At 59.0% G+C, this 25,161-nt stretch carries 14 protein-coding genes; 6 read left to right on the forward strand and 8 right to left on the reverse strand.

From position 1 onward, the window contains the following. Positions 1 to 127: 127 nt before the first annotated feature. Together BLT89_RS06775 and BLT89_RS06780 are read right to left on the reverse strand one after the other, a co-directional pair. Positions 128 to 1,306, reverse strand: a complete 1,179-nt coding sequence (locus BLT89_RS06775; RefSeq protein ID WP_090193710.1) for a vWA domain-containing protein — start codon at positions 1,304 to 1,306, stop codon at positions 128 to 130. 135 nt (positions 1,307 to 1,441) lie between these two features. Continuing rightward, a complete protein-coding gene (locus tag BLT89_RS06780; protein WP_090193711.1) occupies positions 1,442 to 2,287 on the reverse strand; it encodes an AAA family ATPase in 846 nt (281 codons plus the stop codon). A 210-nt stretch (positions 2,288 to 2,497) separates the two neighbouring features. On the opposite strand from BLT89_RS06780, the gene cysK reads away from it, so the two are divergent. Together cysK and BLT89_RS06790 are read left to right on the forward strand one after the other, a co-directional pair. Beyond that, positions 2,498 to 3,472: a cysteine synthase A gene (gene cysK, locus BLT89_RS06785; protein ID WP_090193712.1), complete on the forward strand. Its 975-nt coding sequence runs from the start codon at positions 2,498 to 2,500 to the stop codon at positions 3,470 to 3,472. After that, entirely contained in the window at positions 3,469 to 4,044 is a 576-nt protein-coding gene (locus BLT89_RS06790) for a tetratricopeptide repeat protein (RefSeq protein ID WP_090193713.1), read from the forward strand. The genes cysK and BLT89_RS06790 overlap by 4 nt, the downstream gene beginning before the upstream one ends. A 6-nt stretch (positions 4,045 to 4,050) precedes the next feature. Here the strand turns inward: BLT89_RS06790 and BLT89_RS06795 are convergent, their stop codons facing one another. Further along, positions 4,051 to 4,944, reverse strand: a complete 894-nt coding sequence (locus tag BLT89_RS06795; protein ID WP_090193714.1) for a DMT family transporter — start codon at positions 4,942 to 4,944, stop codon at positions 4,051 to 4,053. A 234-nt stretch (positions 4,945 to 5,178) separates the two neighbouring features. On the opposite strand from BLT89_RS06795, the gene aceK reads away from it, so the two are divergent. Then, positions 5,179 to 6,909 carry a bifunctional isocitrate dehydrogenase kinase/phosphatase gene (gene aceK / locus BLT89_RS06800; RefSeq protein WP_090198783.1) on the forward strand — a complete coding sequence of 577 codons (1,731 nt, stop codon included), beginning with the start codon at positions 5,179 to 5,181 and terminating at the stop codon, positions 6,907 to 6,909. Positions 6,910 to 7,006: 97 nt separating this feature from the next. After that, complete coding sequence (locus BLT89_RS17980; protein WP_269457171.1) at positions 7,007 to 7,132, forward strand: PA1414 family protein; 126 nt, start codon at positions 7,007 to 7,009, stop codon at positions 7,130 to 7,132. 71 nt (positions 7,133 to 7,203) lie between these two features. Here the strand turns inward: BLT89_RS17980 and BLT89_RS06805 are convergent, their stop codons facing one another. After that, positions 7,204 to 8,100: an oxidoreductase gene (locus tag BLT89_RS06805; protein ID WP_090193715.1), complete on the reverse strand. Its 897-nt coding sequence runs from the start codon at positions 8,098 to 8,100 to the stop codon at positions 7,204 to 7,206. Between the two features lie 136 nt (positions 8,101 to 8,236). Between BLT89_RS06805 and BLT89_RS06810 the strand changes: the two genes are divergently transcribed. Beyond that, positions 8,237 to 8,884, forward strand: a complete 648-nt coding sequence (locus BLT89_RS06810; protein WP_090193716.1) for a tRNA-uridine aminocarboxypropyltransferase — start codon at positions 8,237 to 8,239, stop codon at positions 8,882 to 8,884. On the opposite strand, the gene BLT89_RS06815 is transcribed toward BLT89_RS06810, so the two are convergent. The 3 genes from BLT89_RS06815 to BLT89_RS06825 are packed head-to-tail and all read right to left on the reverse strand — an operon-like array spanning position 8,850 to position 13,779. Continuing rightward, entirely contained in the window at positions 8,850 to 10,208 is a 1,359-nt protein-coding gene (locus BLT89_RS06815) for an HlyD family type I secretion periplasmic adaptor subunit (protein WP_090193717.1), read from the reverse strand. The two genes, BLT89_RS06810 and BLT89_RS06815, sit on opposite strands and share 35 nt — an antisense overlap. Before the next feature lie 10 nt (positions 10,209 to 10,218). Continuing rightward, positions 10,219 to 12,369, reverse strand: a complete 2,151-nt coding sequence (locus BLT89_RS06820) for a type I secretion system permease/ATPase (RefSeq protein WP_090193718.1) — start codon at positions 12,367 to 12,369, stop codon at positions 10,219 to 10,221. Between the two features lie 33 nt (positions 12,370 to 12,402). Continuing rightward, a complete protein-coding gene (locus BLT89_RS06825) occupies positions 12,403 to 13,779 on the reverse strand; it encodes a TolC family outer membrane protein (protein ID WP_090193719.1) in 1,377 nt (458 codons plus the stop codon). Positions 13,780 to 14,227: 448 nt separating this feature from the next. Between BLT89_RS06825 and BLT89_RS06830 the strand changes: the two genes are divergently transcribed. Next, on the forward strand, positions 14,228 to 22,801 hold the full coding sequence (locus BLT89_RS06830; protein WP_090193720.1) for a retention module-containing protein: 8,574 nt from the start codon (positions 14,228 to 14,230) through the stop codon (positions 22,799 to 22,801). A gap of 405 nt (positions 22,802 to 23,206) precedes the next feature. On the opposite strand, the gene BLT89_RS06835 is transcribed toward BLT89_RS06830, so the two are convergent. Further along, complete coding sequence (locus tag BLT89_RS06835) at positions 23,207 to 25,159, reverse strand: EAL domain-containing protein (RefSeq protein ID WP_090193721.1); 1,953 nt, start codon at positions 25,157 to 25,159, stop codon at positions 23,207 to 23,209. Positions 25,160 to 25,161: the final 2 nt, after the last annotated feature.

Below are 25,161 nucleotides of genomic sequence, written 5' to 3' on the forward strand. Positions count from 1 at the left end.
CAAGTACCTATCGAGAGTAGTTTGGTTTTTTGAATCGGACAGAGCCGTCGGCTATCCGCAGCTCTGGCGGGACTGTCGGTGTTAAGCAGCGAGGCATGCCAGCGCGCTGACATGCCTCGGCAACGCACTACTTGGACAGGTAGCGCATGCCTTCTTCCAGGCCCTGCAAGGTCAGCGGGTACATCTGCTCTTCGACCAGTTCGCGCACCAGACCGGTTGAGGCGGTGTAGCCCCAGGAGTCCTTGGGATAGGGGTTGATCCAGATGAGCTTCTTGAACTGCTCCTTGAAGCGCTTCATCCACAGGTAACCGGCTTCCTCGTTCCAGTGTTCGACGCTGCCGCCGGCCTGGGTGATCTCGTAGGGCGCCATGGCCGCATCGCCGATGAAGATCACCTTGTAGTCCGAGGTGTATTTGTGCAGCAGATCGTGGGTAGCGAATCGCTCGGAGCTGCGGCGCAGATTGTTCTTCCACACCGATTCGTAGATGAAGTTGTGGAAGTAGTAGTACTCCAGATGCTTGAACTCGGTCTTGCAGGCGGAGAACAGTTCCTCGCAGACTTTGACATGGGCGTCCATCGAGCCGCCGATATCGAACAGCACCAGCAGCTTGACCTTGTTGTGGCGCTCGGGACGCATCTGGATATTCAGCAGGCCGGCATCGCGGGCGGTGTGATCGATGGTGCCGCCGAGATCGAACTCTTCCGCCGCACCTTCGCGGATGAACTTGCGCAGGCGACGCAGGGCCACCTTGATGTTGCGCGTGCCCAGCTCGACGGAGTCGTCCAGATTCTTGTATTCGCGCTGGTCCCAGACCTTGGCCGCACGGCCCTGGCGCTTGCCGGCATCGCCGACGCGGATGCCTTCCGGGTTGAAACCGCCGGAACCAAACGGACTGGTACCACCGGTGCCGATCCACTTGTTGCCGCCTTCGTGGCGTTCTTTCTGTTCTTCCAGGCGCTTCTTGAATTCCTCGATCAGCTTGTCGAGGCCGCCGAGGGACTGGATCTGCGCGCGTTCCTCATCGGTCAGCAGGCGCTCGAACTCCTTGCGCAGCCATTCTTCCGGGATCAGCGCTTCGATATGTTCGTTGAGATTCTGCAGGCCGTTGAAGTAGGCACCGAAGGCGCGGTCGAACTTGTCGAAATGCCGTTCGTCCTTGACCAGCACGGTACGCGCCAGATAGTAGAACTCGTCCATGTCGGCGAAGATCACCCGCTGTTTCAGCGCATTGATCAGATCGAGCAGTTCACGCACCGACACCGGCACCTTGGCCGCGCGCATTTCATTGAACAGGTTGAGCAGCATGGCTGCGGACCTCTTGGAGTATGCGAACAATTCCCTCTCCCCTGGGGGAGAGGGCCAGGGAGAGGGTGAGCGGTTTGCCCATGACCCGCGCTCCCGGCCCCTCTCCCGCAAGCAGGAGAGGGGGGAGTAAAAAACCTAGCGGTTGGCGCGGCGGCTCATGAACGCCAGACGCTCGAGCAACATGACATCCTGCTCGTTTTTCACCAGGGCGCCTGCCAGTGGCGGGATGGCCTTGGTCGGATCGCGTTCACGCAGCACCGCCTCGCCGATATCATCGGCCATCAGCAGCTTCAGCCAGTCAACCAGTTCACTGGTGGAAGGCTTCTTCTTCAGGCCCGGCACCTTGCGTACATCGAAGAACACATCCAGCGCTTCGCTGACCAGATCGGCCTTGATGTTGGGGTAGTGCACATCGACGATGGTCTGCAGGGTTTTGCGGTCCGGGAAAGCGATGTAATGGAAGAAGCAGCGGCGCAGGAAGGCGTCCGGCAGTTCCTTCTCGTTGTTCGAGGTGATGATGATGATCGGGCGTTTCTTGGCCTTGATCGTCTCGTCGGTCTCGTAAACGTAGAACTCCATCTTGTCGAGTTCCTGCAGCAGGTCGTTGGGGAACTCAATGTCGGCCTTGTCGATCTCGTCGATCAGCAGCACCACGCGCTCGTCAGACTCGAACGCCTCCCACAGCTTGCCCTTCTTGATGTAGTTGCGCACATCGTGAACCTTGTCCGAGTCCAGCTGCGAGTCACGCAGGCGGCTCACTGCATCGTATTCGTACAGGCCCTGATGCGCCTTGGTGGTCGATTTGATGTGCCAGGTGATCAGCCGGGCACCAAAGGAGTCGGCCAGTTGCTCGGCGAGCATGGTCTTGCCGGTACCGGGCTCACCCTTGACCAGCAGCGGACGCTCCAGGGTAATGGCGGCGTTGACGGCCAGTTTGAGATCGTCGGTGGCGACGTAAGACTGGGTACCTTCGAATTTCATCAGGATCATCCTCGAACGGGAAAGCCGGAACAGAACCCGGCAGTTCAGTAATTGCAGAACACGGACTATACCGTGCAGGCCGAAGCCTGTGAACGAACTAGCCTTATTCAGGTCTTGAATGATTATCTGTGACACTGCCCTTTGCCGACTGGACGCTATGCGGTTGGCGACTTAGGCTTGATGTCTGTAACTCACTGTAGGGAGCACGAAATGAGCCGTATCTTTGCTGACAATGCCCAGTCGATTGGCAACACGCCACTGATCCGTATCAACCGCCTGGGGCCAGCCGGGGTGACCATTCTGGCCAAGATTGAAGGGCGCAACCCGGGGTATTCGGTGAAGTGCCGGATCGGCGCCAGCATGATCTGGGATGCCGAGCAGCGTGGCGTGCTCAAGCCGGGCATGACCATTGTCGAGCCGACTTCCGGCAATACCGGTATCGGCCTGGCCTATGTGGCTGCGGCCAAAGGCTACAAACTGGTATTGACCATGCCCGCCTCGATGAGTCTGGAAAGGCGCAAGGTGCTCAAGGCCCTCGGTGCCGAACTGGTACTGACCGAGCCGCCCAAGGGCATGAAAGGGGCGATCGAGAAAGCCGCCGAGATTGCCGCCTCCGAGCCTGGCAAGTACTTCATGCCGCAGCAATTCGACAATCCGGCCAACCCGGCGATCCATGAAAAAACCACCGGGCCGGAAATCTGGAACGATACCGATGGTGTTGTCGATGTGCTGGTTGCCGGCGTCGGTACCGGCGGCACCATTACCGGGGTTTCCCGCTACATCAAGAATGTTCTGGGCAAACCACTGATTTCGGTGGCCGTGGAGCCGGTCAGCTCGCCGGTGATCAGCCAGACCCTGACCGGTGTCGAGGTCAAGCCCAGCCCGCACAAGATCCAGGGTATCGGCGCGGGTTTTGTGCCGAACAATCTTGATCTGTCGATGGTCGACCGGGTCGAGCAGGTTACTGACGAGGAGTCCAAGGCAGTCGCCCTGAACCTGATGCAGAAGGAGGGCATTCTCTGCGGTATTTCCTGCGGGGCGGCCATGGCGGCGGCGCTGAAGATTGCTGCCGAGCCTGAAATGCAGGGCAAGACCATTGTGGTGATTCTGCCGGACTCGGGAGAGCGCTATCTGTCGAGCATGCTGTTCAGCGACATGTTCAGCGAGCAGGAATTGCAGCAGTGAAGGCAGGCTGTGCATTTGCACTGATGCTGGTATGCGGTTTCGCCCAAGCCAACGCCACTGATGATTACCTGGCCGGCCTCAAGGCGCTGGAGCAGGGTCGTCGCGAAGACGGCCTGTACCTGCTGGAACAGGCTGCAGTGGCCGGCTCCGTGGCGGCGCAGCTGAAATTTGGCGAGTTGACCCCGGGCCAGCCCGGCGAGCGCTGGCTGCGCGCAGCGGTACGCAAGGGTTCGCTGCCGGCGGCCGAGGCACTGGCACAGCGCTATTACGATGACCGCAGTTACCGGCGCGCGGCGCAGTGCTGGCTGGCTGCGGCCAAACGCGGCAGCAGTTCGGCGCAGGCCCATCTGGGTGCTTTGCAGGTGGTCGGCCTGGGTCTGCCCAGAGATCGCCTGCAGGCATTTGCCTGGATGAATCTGGCGGCTAGCGCCGGTGACCCTGAAGTGATTGCCCTGCGCGACAATCTCGCTTCGCAGCTGGATGCAGTGCAGCTTGCGCAGGGCGAAGCACTGTCACGGGAGTTGCCGCAGAAGCAGGATTACCTGCCGGGTGAGCCACCCTGCGGGGAGTGAGGCTGCTCAGGCAGGCACTTTCTCGCCGGGCTTGAGCACCAGCCACAGCGCCAGCACTATCAGTGTGCCCCCGGACAGGTAGGCCCAGGACAGTGGTTCATCCAGCAGTAATACGCCCCAGAACACGCCAAACGGCGGGATCAGGAAGGTTACGGACATGGATTTCAGCGGCCCGATGTCGGTGAGCAGCTGGAAATACAGGACGTAGGCAAACGCCGTACACACCAGTCCCAGCGCAAGCAGCGAAGCCCATACCGACCAGCCGCCCCAGTTGCCCGGCGGCTGCATGAGCAGCGAACCGAGAAACAGCGGCAGCAACAGCAGCGAGGCGCCGATCATGCTGCCCAGAGAGGCCAGGCGGTTGTCGAGGCCGCCTTGCTGGTTGAGCCAGCGCCTGGTCAGATAGCCGGCAAAGCCGTAACAGGTGGTGGAGACCATGCAGGCCAGTGCCCCGAGCAGCAGTTCCGGGCTGAACGCCAGCGGTCCGGTACGTGTCAGCAGAGCGACGCCGGACAACCCGAGGAAAACCCCGATGCCTTTGGCCCAGGTCATCTGCTCGGCGAAGAACAGTGCGCCGATCAGCACGCCCATCAAGGGGGTGGTGGCATTGAATATCGATGAATAACCCGCCGGCAAGACCAGTGCCGCGAGGCTGTACATCAGGGTCGGAATGCCGGAGTTGATCAGCCCGAGCAGCAGGGTGATTCTGAATTTGCCCTGAAAATCGAGCTTTACCTGCAAGGTTGTCAGCAGGACGAACAAGCCAATCGCGGCAAGACTGACGCGCAGAAACGCGGTGGGCATGGCGCCGATAACCGGAGCCGCCACGCGCATGAACAGAAAGCTGGCACCCCAGATCGCTGCCAGCAGATTCAGTTGCAGAAGATTGCGCAGGCTCATTGCGGTCGGTTCCAGATAGCTGTCGAGGTTTGCTTGCGGGGCCTTCTTCAACGACGGAAGACGGCTGGTTCAGGCCGGCAAGACTACGCCGTGGCAAAACAGAAGCAATGCCTATCTGGCTTTCAAACGCCCGAGCGGTTTGTCCAAGCGCGATACTGGCGTGCGCTTATGTCTTTAACTTGCCCGCAGCACTGGCTAAGCTCGTGGCTCATTCAATGCTGTCGAGGGTTGTTCATGCCTAAACAAAAGCCTGCAGCCGACATTGCTGCTGCGATTCTCGCCGGCTTTGATGACTACCGCGAGGATTTCCGGCGAATTACCAACGGAGCGCGGCTGCGTTTCGAGAAAGCCCAGTGGCAGGAAGCCCAGCAGGCCTCTGCCGAGCGGATCAGCCTGTATGAACAGAAGGTGGCGAAGACCAGACTGGCTCTGCTGGAGCATTTTCAGCGTGAAATGCTGCTCGAAGTCGATCTGTGGCCGCTGGTCAAGAGTGCCTACATCGGTTTGATCGACCCGCGCTTTGACGATGAACTGGCAGAAACCTGGTACAACTCGATTTTCTGCAGTTTGCTCAGTCACGACCAGATCAATGACGGCAACATGTTCGTGCACACCACGCGGCCTTCCTTGCGTGCTTCGGCACCGGTGCCACAGACGCGCAGCTATCACCCGCATGGCAATCTGCTCAAGGCGCTGGAGGAGATTTTCGAGGACAACCGTTTCGAGGTCGGCTACGAAAACCTGGAGCGTGATCTGCTGCATCTGGAGCGGCAGTTGCGCGTCTGTTTGCCGGATTGGGTGTGCAAGGACCCCGACCTGTGCATCGAGCTGTTTGCCTCGCGGCTCTACCGCAACAAGGGTGCGTATCTGGTCGGACGCATTTATAACCGTGATGAACAATGGCCGCTGGCGATCGCCCTGTTGCACCTCGAAGGGCAGGGGATCAAGGCCGATGCGCTGATTACCGACGAGGCCGAGGTGTCGATCATCTTCTCCTTCACCCGTTCCTATTTCATGGTGCGGGTGGGCTATCCCGCCGAGTTCATCAGCTTTCTCAAGCGCATCCTGCCAGGCAAGCACATTGCCGAGCTGTACACCTCGATCGGTTTTTACAAGCAGGGTAAATCGGAGTTCTACCGCGCCCTGATCAACCATCTGGCCAATGTCGATGACAAGTTCATCATGGCGCCCGGGGTGCGCGGCATGGTCATGAGCGTATTCACGCTGCCCGGTTTCAATACGGTGTTCAAGATCATCAAGGACCGTTTTTCACCCTCGAAGAATGTCAGTCGGGATACGGTTCTGGAGAAATATCGACTGGTCAAACACGTCGACCGTGTCGGGCGTATGGCCGATACCCAGGAATTTGCCGATTTCCGGTTTCCCAAATCCAAGTTTGATCCTGAGTGTCTGGCGGAACTGGTCGAAGTGGCGCCTTCGACGGTGGTGGTGGAGGGCGATATGGTGCTGGTACGTCACTGCTGGACCGAGCGGCGCATGACGCCGCTGAATATCTATGTGGAAAGCGCCAGTCCGGCGCAGTTGCAGGCGGCGCTGGATGACTACGGCATGGCCATCAAGCAGCTGGCGGCGGCGAATATCTTTCCCGGTGACATGCTGCTGAAAAACTTCGGTGTGACCCGCCACGGGCGTGTGGTTTTTTACGATTACGACGAAATCTGCTATCTGACCGAAGTGAATTTCCGCGATATTCCCGAGGCACGCTATCCGGAAGACGAAATGGCCAGTGAACCCTGGTATTCGGTTGGCCCCAATGATGTGTTCCCCGAAGAGTTTCCGGCTTTCCTGTTTGCCGATATCCACCAGCGCCGGGCGTTCAACAAGCTGCATGGGGAGTTGTTCACCGCAAAGTACTGGAAGGGCCTGCAAGAGGCGATACTGTCGGGCAAGGTGATTGATGTGTTTCCCTATCGGCGCAAGGAGCTGTCAGAAACTTTGCAGTAAATCGACTTGCGGTGCGGCATTTTTGTGAAGTATCGCCTATGCTCAAGTCAGGCAACGATGGTTGCCAAGCGGGATGATGAATTCGGGAGGTGGAAAGATGATCGACAAGCTGAAAAGTGCAATGCACGAAGTGCTCATGGCTCTCGGCCTGATCGAGACGCCTCGCCTGCAACCCGTTCCGCTGCGTACCCGGCAGCTGCCGCGCCCAACGCGACGCGACTGAGACTGCCGGAATAACAAGCCCCGCTTTCGCGGGGCTTTTTTATGCCATAAGCAAAACCGCGGCAGCCCGGTTCAGCTTAGAAAACTGACCCCGGTAAGCTCCTCGGAAACGGTCCAGAGCTTTTTGGCTGCTGCTTCATCCCGTGAAGCACGGTTGGAGCCCACCTTCACCGGTGCGCCGCGCATCTGCTGCAGATTTTTCGGGCCACAGTAGTCGCCGCCCTGAATGTCCTCACCAAGTGCAGCATACAGCGTAGGTAACGCACCGTCTGCGGCGGACTGGCCGAACACCGGCATGAAGGCGCTGAGAATGCGCGGAAAGTGCTGTGCCAGGTTGGTTGCCGATACGCCGGGGTGGGCCGCCACGGACAGGGTTTTGCTACCGGTTTTTTGCAGGCGCCGATTCAGCTCGTAGGCAAACATCAGGCAGGCAAACTTGCTCTGGCCATAGGCCTTGCGCTTGTTGTAGCCCTTGCTGAATTGCAGGTCATCGAAACGCATGCCGCTCCAGTTGTGCGCCAGCGAACTGAGACTGACTACCCGCGAGCCGGGCGTCTGCTCCAGCAGCGGCAGCAACAGGCCGGTCAGGGCAAAGTGCCCCAGGTAGTTTGCTGCCAGCTGGCTTTCGAAGCCGTCTTCGCTGAGCGAGTAGGGCGGCATCATGATGCCGGCGTTGTTGATCAGCAGATCCAGACGTTTGTGTTTGGCGGAAAACTTTTCGGCAAACGCGCGTACCGATTTCAGGCTGCCCAGATCCAGTTGCAGGCATTCAACTTTGGCCTTGGGGAGTTGCTGCAGAATTTCGGCCTTGGCGGCAGCCGCCTTGTCGAGGTTGCGACAGGCCAGCACGACCCGGCAGCCCTTGCCGGCCAGTTGCAGTGCGGTATTGAGTCCCAGACCGATATTGGCCCCGGTAACGATGGCGACACGGCCATCCTGTTTGCCTGCCTGATCGATTGTCCAGCTCATGGGCGGGTTCCTTATGCTTGCGTCGGCGATTGGTTAAAAAAGTGTGTGCTTTGCCTGGTGGCGACATTAAGTCACTATTCAGTGCGCTAACAATAACCCATCTGCGGTGTGTCACCGCTCGTCAGGAGCGCCATGTATGTCCCGTGCGCAATGTTCGCGCTGCGAGCGGCCGTTATCCCATTGTCTGTGTGCCCTGATTCCGCGCTTGCCCAGTCGCACACGGGTGCTGATTCTGCAGCATCCGCAGGAAGCCCGGCATGCACTCAATACCGCGCGTCTGGCGGCCCTGGGGCTGACCAATAGCCAGCTGCTCTGTGCCGAGCGCTTCGATGAGCTGGCGGACCTGTTGGGCGATCCGCACTGGCACAGCTGCCTGCTGTTTCCCGGTGAGCAAGCTGTTCCGGTGGCCCGATTCGCCACAGACCACCCCGGTCAGCCATTGCAGCTGGTGGTGCCGGACGGTACCTGGCGCAAGGCGCAAAAGCTGTTGTATCTCAATCCGCTGCTGCTGGCGTTGCCGCGGGTAACCCTGGCCACGCTTTCGCCCTCACGCTACCGCCTGCGCAAGGCGGCCATGCCTGGTGCATTGTCGACCATCGAGGCGATTACCCAGGCGCTGGAGGAACTGGAGGGCGCAGGGCGCTTCCGGCAGTTGCTGCAACCCTTTGAGGCGTTGATTGAGGGGCAGATCGCGGCGATGGGTACGGAAACCTACCGGAACAATCATGCGCAAGCTGCAGATGAACCGCTCAGCGTTCGCGCAGTGCCTCCGAGCGAGCCTTGAGCACCGGCTTGAGCAGGTAATCGAGCACGCTCTTTTGGCCGGTGATGATGTCTACGGTGGCGACCATGCCGGGGATGATCAGCAGCGGGTGTTCATCGCTGCCCAGATGGCTTTTGTCGGTGCGCACCTGGATCAGGTAGAAGCTGTTGCCTTTCTCGTCGGTGATGGTGTCGGCACCGATCAGTTCAAGCTTGGCCTTGAGGCCGCCATAAATCGTGTAGTCATAGGCACTGAACTTGACCATGGCGCTCTGCCCGGGGTGCAGAAATGCCACGTCCTGCGGACGAATGCGCGCCTCGATCAGCAGGTTGTCTTCCAGTGGCACGATTTCTAGCAGGTCACTGCCTGGCTGTACCACGCCGCCGATGGTGTTGACCTTCATCTGCTTGATGATGCCGCGCACCGGTGATTGCACAATGGTGCGGCTGACACGATCCTCGATAGCCATACCGCTGGCAGTGTTTTTCTGCAGTTCGGTGCGGGCCTCGTTGAGTTCTTTGGCAGCTTCCGCGCGAAATGCCAGCTCGGACTCCTCGATGCGCTGTTCGATTTCATTGATGGCGGCTTGTGCCCGTGGAATGGCCAGGCGCGTGGCGTCCATGGAGCCACGCATTTCCACCGCGCTGCGGCGCAGGCGGAGAATTTCAACGGGTGAAATAGCGCCGCTTTTGACCAGAGGCTGCGACATGTTCAGTTCCTGCTGAATCAGCGCCAGGCTGGAACTGTACTGGGCTTGCTTTGATTTGAACTCTGCCAGCTCCTGCTGCTTCTGTCGTAGCTGCTCGCCCAGTACGCTTTGTTCGCTTTTCAGGCGTTTTTGCCGTGATTCGTACAAGGCCAGTTCATCTTTAGCCTGGCGCGCTGCCTTGCTGCTGATTTCTGCTGAAATCTTCAGCGGAATGCCTTCGGCTTCGGCTGTTAACCGCTCGATACGGGCGGTGAGTGCCATGCGATCAACTTCGGACTCGCCCATGTTTGACATGAAGCGGGTGTCGTCCAGCCGCAGCAGGGTGTCGCCTTTCTCCACGATCTGGCCTTCGCGGATGAATATCTCGGCAACGATCCCGCCCTCGAGATTCTGGATGGTCTGCACCTTGCCGGCCGGGATGGCCTTGCCTTCGCCACGGGTGACTTCCTCGAGTTGGGCGAAGTAGGCCCAGAGCAGGGCGACAATCAGCAGGCACAAGACTACCCAGACCGTGAGACGGGCAACGCGTGGCGAGTCCTCAAGGATGGCACCCTCGACCTCGGGCATGAACTCGATGTCCTGCTTGTGCTTCTGCAGGCTGCTGAAATAGCGGCGGATCGAATCAATCACTGACATACGCAGATCCTTAACCCGGGGCCTGGCCGACACGGCCTTTGCGCAGGGCTTCGATTACCGTTTCTTTCGGGCCGTCGGCAACCACGTGGCCGTTATCCAGCACGATCAGGCGATCAACCAGGCTGAGCATGGATGCGCGATGGGTAATCAGCAGGAGGGTCTTGCCGATGGCGAGTTTTTGCAGGCGCGAGCGAATGACCTCTTCGCTGGCGTTGTCCAGCGAACTGGTGGGTTCGTCGAGGAGCAGTATCGGCGGCTCAAGCAACAGTGCGCGGGCCAGCAGCAGTATTTGCCGCTGGCCACCGGACAGCAGCTGGCCGCGCTCACCAACCGGCCGGTCAAAGCCTTGCGGGTGCTGGCGGGCCAGTTCGGTGACACCGGTCAGGTTGGCCACTTCGAGCATGCGTGCATCGCTGACATAACGCGCACCGAGTGTCAGGTTGTCGCGCAGGCTCCCGGCAATAAGCGGCATGTCATGGGCCATATAACCTATCTGGTTGCGCAAGTCGGTCACGTCCAGCTGGCGCAGATCCAGATTGTCGACGAGGATCTGGCCACTATCGGGCTGGTAGAAACCCATCAGCAACCTTGCCAGGGTGCTCTTGCCGGAGCCGCTGCGGCCGATGATGCCGACATGCTCGCCGGTCCTGATACTCAGACTGGCGTTTTGCAACGCCGTTGATTCCTGGCCCGGATAGGAGAAGCTGACCTGGCGAAAATCCACATCGCCGCGGATCTCGGTGCGTTCAAGTGGCCGTTGTCCGGGTTGGCGCTCCTGCGGCAAGGCCATCAGTTCGTCGGTGGTGAGCATGGTCAGGCGTGCATGCTGATAACGCGTGATAAGGCCGGCAATCTGCCCCAGTGGGGCCAGCACCCGGCTGCCGAGCATATAGCAGGCAACCAGCGCACCGACGCTCATGTTGCCGTCGATGATCAGGTACACCCCGGCCACGATTGTCGACATGCCGGCCACCTGCTGGATGAACAGCGTGCCGTTGGTTGCCAGCGAAGCGAGAAAGCGCGCGTGCATGTCCAGGCGGGTGAGGGCGCCATGGGTCTTTTCCCAAAGGTTTTGCCGCTCGCTTTCCGCGCCACTGGCTTTGAGCGTCTCCAGTCCGGAGAGGGTTTCAATCAACACCGCCTGACGTTGCGTCGCCAGCGCCAGCGAACGCTGTACGGTGTCACGCAGGCGTACCTGAACCAGCAGGGCGAAGATCACCGTCAGCGGAAAGGCCACCAGCGGAATCACTACCAGCGATCCGCCCAGCAGAAAGATCACGGCAATCATCAGCAGCGAAAACGGCAGATCAATCACACTGGTCAGGGTGACGGCAGTGAGAAATTCGCGCAGCCCCTGGAAGTCATGGATGTTCTGGGCGAAGCCGCCGATGCTGTTCGGCCGGGCTTTCATCGCCATGCCGGTGATACGTTCAAACAGCGTGGCAGACAGCACGATGTCGGTTTTCTTGCCGGCCATGTCCAGCAGGTGAGCGCGCAGCACCCGTAACAGCAGATCGAACGAGGTGCCGATAAACAGGCCGATGGCCAGCACCCAGAGGGTTGCCGTGGCCTGGTTGGGTACCACGCGGTCGTAGGTCTGCATGACGAACAGCGGCACCAGCAGACCGAGGACGTTGATCAGCAGGCTCGCCAGCAGGGCATCGGTATACAGCCAGCGCGACAGCTTCAGGGTGTCGCGGAACCAGGCTTCCATACGGGGCAGCAGGGGATGGCGCGCAGCCTCCAGATCATGCACCGGACGGGCGAATAGGGCCTCGCCGGAATACTGCGCATCCAGCTCTGCAAGACTGACGGACTGCTCGCCACCATCGGCTTCGCACGGCAGGATCAGCGCCTGCTGGTTCTCTCCGAGCTGTTTGAGAACGGCGCTGCGGCCATCCTTGAGCAGTAGCAGCACCGGCAGATTGAGCGTGGAGATACCGGACAGCGGTCGGCGCAACACGCGGCCACGCAGGCCGGCACGTGCTGCCGCGCGTTGCAGAAGATCCGCACTGAGGCGCTGGTTGGCCAGCGGCAAACCCGCTGTCAGGCTGGAACGACTGGCCGGGCAGTCGTGCAGCCGACAAAGGATCAGCAAGCCATCCAGCAGGGGGTCATCATGACTCAAGCGCGGGTCACTGGACGAGGTGGCCCGTTCCATGGTGGTCAATCAGTACTACTCCCGGTCTAACGCCTACTTCATTTCAGGCAACAGTTGCGCCATGTTTTCCACCGGGCTGACAGCCGTGGCGGTTGTCGGCAAAACCACTTGCTGAGTGCTCAGCAATTCACCAGTGGTGCCCAGTACCCGGTACATCGAGAATTCTTCGGTGTAGCGAATTTCGGTGTACCGGCGATTGGCGGTAAACAGTTCGTTCTCGCTGTCCAGCAGATCCAGCAGGCTGCGCTGGCCCAGGCTGAATTGCTGCTGGTAGGCCTCGCGGCTACGGGCGCTGTAATCCGCATAGTCGCGGGCTTTGGGGGTTTGCTTCTTGGCGTTTTCCAGCGCGTTCCAGGACAGCGCCAGATCCTCGTTGATCACGCGCAGGGCGTTGTTGCGGGTTTCCATGGCCTGGTTGACCTTGTAGGCCGCAGCCTGCATGCCCGCCTTGTCGCGCATGCCGTTGTACAGGTTGTAAGTCATGGTCACGCCGGCACGCCAGCCATGCCAGTTGCCTTCATCGTCATTGAAGTCGTAGTCGGAGTTGGAGCTGTCGTTGTTATTGGCTGCCAGCTCACCGTCGAAGCGGGGATAGAAAGTCGACTTGGAGGACTCGTATTGCTTTTCGGCTGCCTGCACGTCGGCCTGGGCTGACTTCAGGTAGGGGTTGTTAAGCAGTACCGCCTGCCGCGCTGCCGACAGGTTGGCTGGCACTTCGCCGCGAATGGAAGCGGGCGTCTCGATCTCGTCAGGCATGCGGCCGGTGACGCTATAGAAGTTGGCTTCGGCATCAGCCAGATTGACTTCTTCGGTGTAAAGATTGTTTTCGGCCAGGGCCAGACGAGCTTCCGACTGGTCCTGATCGGCACTGCTGCCGACACCTTGCTTGTTGCGCAGGCTGATCTGGTCGTTGATGCGCTGGTGTGCCTTCAGGTTGTTCTGCGCCAGAGTGACCATTTCGCGCCGCTTGAGCACATCTAGATAGACCTCGATGGTGCGCAGGCCAAGCGACTCGGCGGTTGCCTGCACGTAGTAGGCACGGGAGTTGGCGACTGCTTCGGTGCGGGCTACCTCATTGGGCGTGTTGAAGCCATCAAAGAGCATTTGCCGCAGACGGATTTCGGCATTGCCGTAAACGGTGCCTTCGGATTTGTCATTGGTCTGGATTTCGTCATACCGACCTTTTTCGTAGGTATAGCCATATCCGCTGATCAGATCGACTGAAGGCTGGTAACCACCCTTGGCGATTTTTACTTCCTCGTCGGCAATTTGCCTTCCGCTTGAGCTGGCCTGGATTTCAGGGTGGTTATCCAGAGTGCTCTGGATTGCCTCGGAAAGGGTCATTGCCTGCAGTTGACTGCAGGTCGTTGCCAGCAGGATGGCACTGCAAAGTGGGGTCAGTCCGCGCATGGAAGGTGTTCTCCTTAAATTTTTAACTACAAGCGCCATTTATTTGGCGATTTAAAAATTGGCATTTCCAGGTTGGCTAAGTTGAACTCTTATAGTTACTTGTGGAATAGCTGAAGTTGAAATAATCACAAGGTTTATGACAAAAAATTCTTACGCATGATGATGATTATTAGACCATCATGGTGGGGACTACGCCGTATTTAGCGGCCTTTAGCTGTATCCATAGCAAATCACAGGGTTCAGGGTAGTAAATGGCGGTCAGGGTTGATTTGGATTTGAAGTGGTGATGGAAAATTGACGCTTACTTGATGAGCATCAATTTGCCGCTTCGCCCAAGTGTCACCCTGAAAGCACATGTTGAACATTCTAGCGGAAGTTCAACGAAATTCTGATTTATGTAAGCCAAGAGTCGCCAGTAGTTGGCAGCAGTATTCGAGAGGAATTAGTCATGGCCACTTTGATCGGTGTTATCAAGCAAGCAGTTGGTGAGGTTTTCGCAGTAGCGGAAGACGGCTCCCGGCGAGCGCTCGGAGAGGGTGACCGGGTCTACGCAGGCGAGCAGCTGGTGACCGGGCCGAATGGCGCGGTCGCGCTTGCACTGACCAATGGCCAGTCCCTGACTCTTGGCCGGGAAAGCGCATTGCCGCTTACGGGTGATCTGCTGGCGACTTCGGCAGAAATCGCTGCGCAAGCACAAGCAGAGGCTTCAGCTGCGCCAGCCCCGGTGACACCTACGGCAGACGACCAGCAAAGTGTGGACGATCTGGTTGCGGCCATTGAAGCCGGCGCCGACCCGACGCAAACCGCTGAACCCACTGCGGCTGGCCCTGGTGGCAGCGGCGGCCCCGGAGGCACTCACCAGTTCGTGCTGCTGGATGCAGTCGGAGGGCAGCTTGCGCCTGAAGTCGGCTACCCGACCGGACCGATTACCTCCGGGCCTGAATTCCTTTACGGGGAAGGCAGTAACAACGGTGGTGGCGATGCCTTGCCGAGCATTGAAATCGAGTACCTTGATCATCAGGGCCAACTGATTGTCGGCCCAGGCGTAGTGGATGAAGAAGCCCTCAGCGATGGCAGTAACCCGGACAGCACCGCCGAGCAGGCCAGCGGCAAGGTGGTCATCACTTCCCCCGATGGCGTGTCTGCCCTGCAGATTCAGGACGTTAACGGCACCTGGGTAGACGTAACCCATGGCGGCGTGGTGCAGGGGAAATACGGCACATTGAGCCTCGATGCTGCCGGCAACTGGACCTACACCCTTACCGACAACACTCTGGATCACTCCAACCCGAATGCATCGGGTGCCGACGACCAGGTTGGCGAGAGCTTTGCCGTACGTATGTTCGACGGCGACGGCGATGTTTCGCCGACTGTTCAGCTGAATGTGACGGTTTACGATGACAATCCGCTGGTAGACCTTGGTGAGGGAGATTTCTCTGCCCTTGTGGTCGATGAAACGATGCTGAATCTGACCACGACCGGCAATTTTTCCGGTGCTTTCCAGGTAGACCTGGGGGCTGATGGTGGTGCTGTTGCCTACTCCCTGACTATCAGCAAAGTGGATAGCGGTCTCGTCGATGTGGCTAGCGGCAAGACGATTGAACTGCATCTGGTTGGCGAGGCCATTCAGGGCTGGGTAGATGGAGACCCTACCCAGATAGCCTTCACTGCAGCAGTCAATGCCGATGGTGATGTCAGCCTGACGCAGCTGCGTGCACTGCAGCACCCCGACACCACCAGTAATGACGAGCCGCTGGGCATTGCCGGCGGTGTCATCAAGCTGGTCGCTGTAGCAACCGATGGTGATGGTGACACTGCGTCAGCCAGTCTGGATCTGGGTGGATTCCTGATCTTCCGAGATGACGGCCCGACCCTGACAGTCGAAGCAGATGTTTCACGGGAAGAACAGGCAGCACTGGCAGTGCGTCTGGATGAAACTGTCGGTGTTGATCGTGCTGCGCCGGGTGAAGTTGCCAACGGCAATACCGATGATGCCGGCCCTGGCCTGGGCCAGGTAACCACCAGTGTCGCGGGGGGGCTGACCAGCCTGTTTGCAGCACTGGGTGGCAGTTATGGCGCGGACGGTGCGGGTACGACTACGGGCGTACTGAGTTTTGCTGCCTTCCCGGGCAATACAGGCCTGGCGACCAATCTGCTGGCGCTGAATGGTGGCGCCATTACGCTTGAGCGTACAAGTGCAACACTCCTGAGTGGCGTTGACGAGCAAGGCGATACGGTGTTCACCATCGAGATCGTCGGCAACCAGTTGCAGACCACCCTGTTTGAGGCGCTGGTGCATCCGGACAACTCGACCTTTGACGAGGCAGTCCAGTTGCAATTGCTGCAAGACGGCGCTGTGCAACTGCAATACGAGGTTACCCGGATTGATGCCGATGGCGACAGCGTTACCCGTTCAGCCACGGTGGACCTGATCAGCCATACCAGTGGCGGTGAGGATCAGCAAGGCAGTGCAACCGATACCAGCTACTTCAGCTTCGAGGACGATGGGCCAAGTGTTGACCTGTCCGATGCGCCCGATACCGTTCAGGAAGGCGCCAGCATCAACGGCACCTGGGCCCACACCGATGGTGCGGATGGGGCGACCACGCAGGTGCTGTTTGGCGCCAACAGCTACAACCTCGATACGCCGATCGATACCGGCAAGGGCACGCTGACGGTCAAGGCCGATGGGACCTGGACCTTCCAGGCCGCCAACGGGCTGGATCAGGACGTGGCACAGAGCGTCAGCTTCACGGTCAAGGTGACCGATGGTGACAATGACGTGGCCACCGACAGCCTGACCATCAGCATCACCGACGGTGAAGGCCCGAGTGCCGGTGCACCGATCAGTCTGCTGGTGGATGACCAGAACCTGGCCGATGGCAGCACGCCGGCAGGTGCGGATTTTGATTCGGATTCGATCACTTTCACCCCCGGCTCGGATGCGATATCGAACATCGTCTTCAGTGGTGACTTGAGCAATCTGGTTGGTGGTTTGACCTGGGATCGTGTGTCGGACACACAGATAGTCGGTAGTGACGGAGCAAGCGCGATTGTCACCCTCGATCTGACGGTGCTGAACAACGTGGCTACGGTCACCGCGACGCTTAACGACAATTACGCCAGCCATCCGTTGAGTGGGGATGATCTGCAGCAGTTGGGCTCAGTCAATGTCATTGCCACCGACATCGACGGCGACAAGGTTGAAGGTTTGGTGAATGTTGCCGTGTCGGATGACGTACCTAGGGTTTCTGCGGCTGTGGTGGATGACAGCCAGATCAGCCTGACTACGCAAGATGCACAGACCATCGGTGCGGCTTTCGATACCGCCAGTGCCAGCTTTGCCACGGCCATGCTGGCCGCCGTGACGCCGGTTTACGGTGCGGACGGTGCGGGTAATACGCAACTGGGCGGCTACACGCTGAGCGTTGACAACGCGGCCTCCGGGCTGAGCAGTGATGGCCTGGCAATCACCCTGGCCAAAGTCGGCAATGACGTGGTCGGTAGCACCGCTAATGGCGAGGTGTTCCGCATCAGCGTGAATGGCAGCGGCACAGTGACCCTGACCCAGTACGCGGAAATTGACCATCTGCCGGAGAGTCTGAACACCAGCAATGACAACGCCAACATCGCGTTGGCCGATGGCAAGGTCTCACTGAGCGCCACGGCAACGGTGACCGACGGCGACAATGATCAGGCAACCACCCAGGTCCGTGTGGATCTGGGCGGCAACATCAGCTTCGACGATGACCTGCCGAGCGTTACCGCAGGCGTGGTGGCGGACAGCCAGATCAGCCTGACTACGCAAGATGCACAGACCATCGGTGCGGCTTTCGATACCGCCAGTGCCAACTTTGCCACGGCCATGCTGGCCGCCGTGACGCCGGTTTACGGTGCGGACGGTGCGGGTAATACGCAACTGGGCGGCTACACGCTGAGCGTTGACAACGCGGCCTCCGGGCTGAGCAGTGATGGCTTGGCAATCACCCTGGCCAAAGTCGGCAATGACGTGGTCGGCAGCACCGCTAATGGCGAGGTGTTCCGCATCAGCGTGAATGCCAGCGGCACGGTGACCCTGACCCAGTACGCGGAAATTGACCATCTGCCGGAGAGTCTGAACACCAGCAATGACAACGCCAACATCGCGCTGGCCGATGGCAAGGTCTCACTGAGCGCCACGGCAACGGTGACCGACGGCGACAACGATCAGGCAACTACCCAGGTCCGTGTGGATCTGGGCGGCAACATCAGCTTCGACGATGACCTGCCGAGCGTTACCGCAGGCGTGGTGGCGGACAGCCAGATCAGCCTGACTACGCAAGATGCACAGACCATCGGTGCGGCTTTTGATACCGCCAGTGCCAACTTTGCCACGGCCATGCTGGCCGCCGTGACGCCGGTTTACGGTGCGGACGGTGCGGGTAATACGCAACTGGGCGGCTACACGCTGAGCGTTGACAACGCGGCCTCCGGGCTGAGCAGTGATGGCCTGGCAATCACCCTGGCCAAAGTCGGCAATGACGTGGTCGGCAGCACCGCTAATGGCGAGGTGTTCCGCATCAGCGTGAATGCCAGCGGCACGGTGACCCTGACCCAGTACGCGGAAATTGACCATCTGCCGGAGAGTCTGAACACCAGCAATGACAACGCCAACATCGCGCTGGCCGATGGCAAGGTCTCACTGAGCGCCACGGCAACGGTGACCGACGGCGACAACGATCAGGCAACTACCCAGGTCCGTGTGGATCTGGGCGGCAACATCAGCTTCGACGATGACCTGCCGAGCGTTACCGCAGGCGTGGTGGCGGACAGCCAGATCAGCCTGACTACGCAAGATGCACAGACCATCGGTGCGGCTTTCGATACCGCCAGTGCCAACTTTGCCACGGCCATGCTGGCCGCCGTGACGCCGGTTTACGGTGCGGACGGTGCGGGTAATACGCAACTGGGCGGCTACACGCTGAGCGTTGACAACGCGGCCTCCGGGCTGAGCAGTGATGGCTTGGCAATCACCCTGGCCAAAGTCGGCAATGACGTGGTCGGCAGCACCGCTAATGGCGAGGTGTTCCGCATCAGCGTGAATGGCAGCGGCACAGTGACCCTGACCCAGTACGCGGAAATTGACCATCTGCCGGAGAGTCTGAACACCAGCAATGACAACGCCAACATCGCGCTGGCCGATGGCAAGGTCTCACTGAGCGCCACGGCAACGGTGACCGACGGCGACAACGATCAGGCAACTACCCAGGTCCGTGTGGATCTGGGCGGCAACATCAGCTTCGACGATGACCTGCCGAGCGTTACCGCAGGCGTGGTGGCGGACAGCCAGATCAGCCTGACTACGCAAGATGCACAGACCATCGGTGCGGCTTTCGATACCGCCAGTGCCAACTTTGCCACGGCCATGCTGGCCGCCGTGACGCCGGTTTACGGTGCGGACGGTGCGGGTAATACGCAACTGGGCGGCTACACGCTGAGCGTTGACAACGCGGCCTCCGGGCTGAGCAGTGATGGCTTGGCAATCACCCTGGCCAAAGTCGGCAATGACGTGGTCGGCAGCACCGCTAATGGCGAGGTGTTCCGCATCAGCGTGAATGCCAGCGGCACGGTGACCCTGACCCAGTACGCGGAAATTGACCATCTGCCGGAGAGTCTGAACACCACCAATGACAACGCCAACATCGCGCTGGCCGATGGCAAGGTCTCACTGAGCGCCACGGCAACGGTGACCGACGGCGACAATGATCAGGCAACCACCCAGGTCCGTGTGGATCTGGGCGGCAACATCAGCTTCGACGATGACCTGCCGAGTGTCGGGCCGAATGTTTCTGTGCAACTGGATGATGATGCTTTGTCAGGTGGTATCCCGGGCGGTATCGGGGATGATGCAAACGCCGTCAACGTCAGCGGTACGCTGGCGCACTCATTTGGCGCTGATGGTGCCGGTTCGATCGAGTGGCTTACTACCGGTAATCCTGCCGGCTTCACCTACGTCAGCTCGGGTGATGATCTGTTGATTCAACAGGGCGGCACCACGGTGGTTACCGTTACCCTGAATACAGCCACCGGCGCTTATAGCGTCACGCAGAATGCAGTGATCAATCACCCCTTGGGTCTTGATGAAAACAATGTGTCCTTTGATCTGGCTTATCGGGTTATTGATGGTGATAACGACACCGCTACCGGCAAGCTGACCATCAACGTTGATGATGATACGCCGCAGGCTTTCCCGGACTCAGGCTCGGTAACCGAGGCTGCGGGCAAGAACATCAATGCGGCTTTTGTGCTGGATTCCAGCGGCAGCATCAGCAACTCCGAGTTCGCCACCATGATGGCTGCCGTGAAGTCGGCAGGACAGGCGCTGTTCAATGGCAATGACGGTGATGTGAAGGTCACTATAGTGGCGTTCTCTTCCGACTCAGTGTCTTATCCAGCGGTAACCACGCTGGCAGCCTTCAATGCGCTAGTTGACAACATTGCAGCCAACCGGCCATTTAACGGCCAGACTGACTTTACCGACGCGATTCAGGAAACCATGCTGGCCTATACGCCGATTGCCGGTTCGAGCAATCAGGTGTTCTTTATCAGTGACGGTAATCCGAACCAGCAAACCGGTACGGGGGGTAATTCGCTGACGGATACCACGGCAAGCGACTGGAACAACTTTGTCGACAGCAACGCGATCAATGTCACCACTATCGGTGTAGGCAATGGTATTGATGAGGACCGGCTGCAGGATGTCGATCTGGATGGCAGTGGCTCACCAATAGTAGTGTCCGGTTTCAATGCTCTAGTTGCTGCGCTACTCGATGCAGTATCTCCACCGGTTGTACCGATTGAGGGCAATGTGCTGAGCAATGATGCTTCAGGAGCCGATGCGCCACTGTCATTCGTCGGCTGGAGTGCGGGCAATGCGGCGGCAATCGCTGATCTGTCCCAGTACGGCACGCTGGTTCTGGATGCCAACGGGCACTACAAGTTCACCCTGAACAACGATGCAGCGGCTACCCAGGCACTGGATGATGGCGATACGGTGGTCAAGGTATTGCATTACACCGCTCAGGATGCCGATGGCGATCCAACCAGCAGCACCCTGACCATCACTATCAATGGCAGCAACGACTCGCCGATTGCCCGTGGCGACAGCAACTGGGCGCAGGAGGATGTCAGCAATGCCAGTGGCAACGTACTGCAGAATCAGGCTCACAATGGTGCGCCGGACAATGCATTGCGCGCTGATGTTGCCGATACCGATGTCGATGACAGCCTTACCGTTACCGGTGTAACCGGTGGCAATGCCTATGGCACCCTGACGCTTGGTGCCAATGGCGATTACACCTATGCACTCAATAACAACAACCCGACGGTGCAGGCCCTGAACGATGGCGACACGCTGACCGAGGTTTACACCTACACCGTGACTGACGGAGACGTATCGCGCACGGCGTCATTGACCATCACCATCTTCGGTGGAGATGAGAATGCGCTGGTGGTGGGCGAGAATGTCAGCGACACGTCGGACCAGACAGTCGATCACCGGGTCGATACTTCGCGCTACGGGCCAGATGGAGCCATCGAAGGCAGTAGTGGCAATGATGTTTTGATCGGCGATGTGGGTGGCGGTAAAGGGCCTGTGATTAATCCGGCCAAGGATTACAACATTGCGCTGATCCTGGACAGTTCGGGAAGTATGACCAGCGATCCGGATGGTCCGGGAGGCTACTCCAGTCGGCTGGCTCTGTTGAAAGATTCCGTGCGCAGTTATCTGGACAAGCTGGACAGCCATACTGGGCAGATCAACATTGCGCTGATTTCCTTCGCAACCGGCTCTTCGTTGATGCTCAGCGGCACTCTGGCAGAGGTGCAGGCGCAACTCGATGCGCCGGGTAATCCGTTGAATGCCTTGTCAGCCAACGGCTCCACTAACTATGAGTCTGCACTGCAGACAACCAATAGCTGGTTTGCCGGTGTCGAAGGCAATGGTTATGAGAATGTTGCCTACTTCCTTACAGACGGAAATCCGACTTCACGCATTGGCAATACCAGTACTGGCAATTCCGTAGACTACCTGGATGTGGTCAACGCTCTGGATGATTTCAACACCTTGAGCGCTAGAGCGGAAGTGCATGCTATTGGTATCGGCTCGGGCATCAACGAAAACATCTTGCGCTACTTCGATGACACTGCGCAGCTTGCCGGCAACGTAACTACCAGTGTGGGGGGCAGCAATGTCACAGCTCCAGTGGGAGAGCCGCAGATAGTGCTTACCCCCGATGAGCTCAATGCAGCGCTTGACCCTGGAAGCACGACGCCTGGTTCATTGAGTCCGTTGGGCAATGATCATCTGATCGGTGGTGCAGGTGATGATCTGATATTTGGTGATGCCCTCAACACCAGCTTGATTGCTGGTCTTGAATCGGTTCCGCCGGGTTATCAAGCGTTGGTCGATCATCTGCAGGCCGGCAATGGCGGTGTTGCACCGACTCAGGCGCAGATAGTCGAATTCATTACGACGCATGCCGAGCAACTGGGCGCTTCGGTACCCAACTCCGGTGGCAATGACACGCTGGAGGGGGGAGCTGGCAATGACGTTCTGTTCGGTCAAGGAGGCAACGACAGGCTGATCGGTGGAGCCGGTGACGACTTGCTGGTCGGTGGCGGCGGCAACGACACCTTTGTCTGGCAAGCCGGAGAGACTGGAAACGATACGGTGCAGGATTTCCATCGGGTAGCCGGAGATAACGATGTGCTGGATTTGTCGCAGCTGTTGTCGGGTCTGGATCTTGGCTCCATGGGTAGCAATGATGCAATTGCCACCTTCCTGACCAGTCCGGCCAATTCCTACCTGAGCGTCAACACCGTAGGTACGAACAGCCTGACTGTCGATGTGGGCGCGGGCAGCCAGTCGATTCAGCTCGAAGGCGTGGATCTTGCCGGCGCGTACGGTGGTGGTGGCAGCAGCGAGTTCGATATCGTTCGCAACATGCTGGAGGACGGTTCACTCAAGGTGGTCTTAAGCTAGTAATGTAAAAAACCACCACCTGCTAGGGTGGTGGTTTTTTATGCCTGAGGATTGTTATTGGTGGTTCAAGGCAATGTGGTTTCACAGCTTGGCACAGCAAATGCGGTACCGAAGTCAATCTGTGGGAGTGGCGCCCTAGCTGCGATAAAGACCGCAAAGTATCTCATGCACAAAACTCGGGCCGAGGTGGCCCTCCTGCATGAAGTGCAGACACCTGACAGAGGCTCTTAGGCAGGTACATTCAAAGGCGGGTGTAGGGAGAAGGTCGAGCCTGTGCCAACTTCAGGCTGCACCTCGATACGCCCTGGTGTTTCTCGACGATCAATCTGACGATATCCAGTCGATACACCCTAGACTTCACCAGCTGCTTTGGTTTGTGTGCCCTGCGTTATTCAGGAGCAGCACCTATCCTTTCCACGGAGCGGGCGCTCCAATCAGGCTTCCCATGGCTCCCGCTAACCCCATCTCCTCAAGCACAGCAAGCTCCTCCGCAGTCTCCACCATTTCGGCAATCAATGGCATGTCTATGCTGTTGGTTGCCCGGTAAATGGCTTCGATAAAGGCTCGCTTGTCGGCTTCCTGGTCGATGGCACGAATGTAACTACCATCGACTTTGAGATAGGCCAGGCCAAGATAGGTCAGGTTGCTGATCAGGTTGAAGTCGCCGCCAAAGTGTTGCAGCCCCAGCTTGTAGCCGGCTGCGCGAACGCTCTGGCTGAGTTGCTCCAGTTGCGCTGGCGGCGGCAGGGCGCGCTCATCCAGTTCGAGGGTAAGTAGCGGTTTTTTCTGTGGATGGTTGCGCAGGATTTGCAGCACTCTGGCCTGGCTTTCGGCATCGCGCAGGGTTTGTCCGGAAAGGCTCAAAGCCAGTGGCTGCGGATGTGTGGCCAGGTGCTTGATGCAGTTTTCCAGCATCGCAATATCCAGCCGGGCTGACCAGCCAAGGCGCTCGATCCAGGGCAGGAACTGGCCGGCAGCGATGGCTTCGCCCTGCGGGTCGATTAGCCGCGCGAGGACTTTGTGATGGAGCAGCTTGCCGTCGTTGGCGCACTCCGTGACCGGCTGAAAGTACAGCTTGAGTTTGTTCTGCTTCAGCGCGTCATCGATCCAGCCACGCCAGTCCTGGGCATTGGCATCAACCCGGGCAGCGCTGTCATCCAGACGCGCCCAGGTTGTGCCAGGGGTGCCCTGGGCCTGGGCGAGGGCCTGGTCAGCCCGATCCAGCACGGCTTTGGCCTGATCACCGGGATTGAAAGCCCCGATGCCGATATATGCCAGTGGCGACATGCGGCTTTCCCTGGCCAGTGCGAGGTTTTCCAGGGTGTTGACCAGTTCCACAGCCAGCTGGTCGGCATCCTCCGCGGTCAGGCCGGGCGCGACTATGGTGAATTCACCGGCCCGACTGCGCGAGCCCAGCCATTCGAAGCGATGGGGTTTTGTCAGGTACTGCTTGATGACCGTGGCGATATTCCTGATCAGTTCATCGGTCTTGGCGCCGCCCAGTGTCTGGTTGAGCCCGGCAAGGTCGGCCAGACGCAGGAACAGCAGATAGCCGGCAGCATTATGTTCGCTATCCATCAACTGTTCGCTCAGACGGATATCCAGCAGGCGGTGGTTGGCCAGCCCGGTAAGCCGATCCTGATAGGCCTCCACGCGGAGTTTTTCGCTGCGTGCTGTTTCTTCGGCAAATAGCGCCTTGAGTTTTTCCACCATCAGGTTCATGGCCTGTACCACACGGCGCAGTTCCGGCGTTTTGGGCACTTTTTGCGCCGAAAGAAATTCGCGGCGGCTGATGGCTTCAGCCTGATCGACCATGTTGTCCAGCGGCCGCAACTGGGTGCGCAGCAACCAGCCACCAAGCAGGGCGCTGAATATGCCGACCAGCAACAACCACATCAGACTGGCCCGACTGCTGTCCCACAGCTTGGCCAGCAGAAATTGCGGGTCGCTGAGGACCTCTACCCGGGCGGCCTGCTCCCAGCCGCGCATGAGCAGGGCATCACCCCATTCTGGCTGCAGATTGACCACGCGGATGAACCAGTCCGGTACTTGCTGTTCCTTGTCGAGGCCGTCGGACTGGCGTTCGACGATGATCGATTCGTCGGCGATATTGACTACGCGGATGGTCTGGAAATAGCCGCTGTCGAAGATCGAGCTGACCATCAGTTCGATCATGGCCGGGTCATCGACATGCGGACTCATGGACAGGCCCAGTGCAGTGGCGGCGTCCTGTGCATGCGAGCGCAACTGGCTGAGAGCTTGCTCGCGGGAACTCTCGACACCGGTAATGAAGCTGCCGGTGAAAGCAATCACGATGAGCAGGCAAATTGCCAGAAACAGCTGTTTGAGCAGTGACATAG

The organism is Pseudomonas pohangensis (genome assembly GCF_900105995.1).
GTDB lineage: Bacteria > Pseudomonadota > Gammaproteobacteria > Pseudomonadales > Pseudomonadaceae > Aquipseudomonas > Aquipseudomonas pohangensis.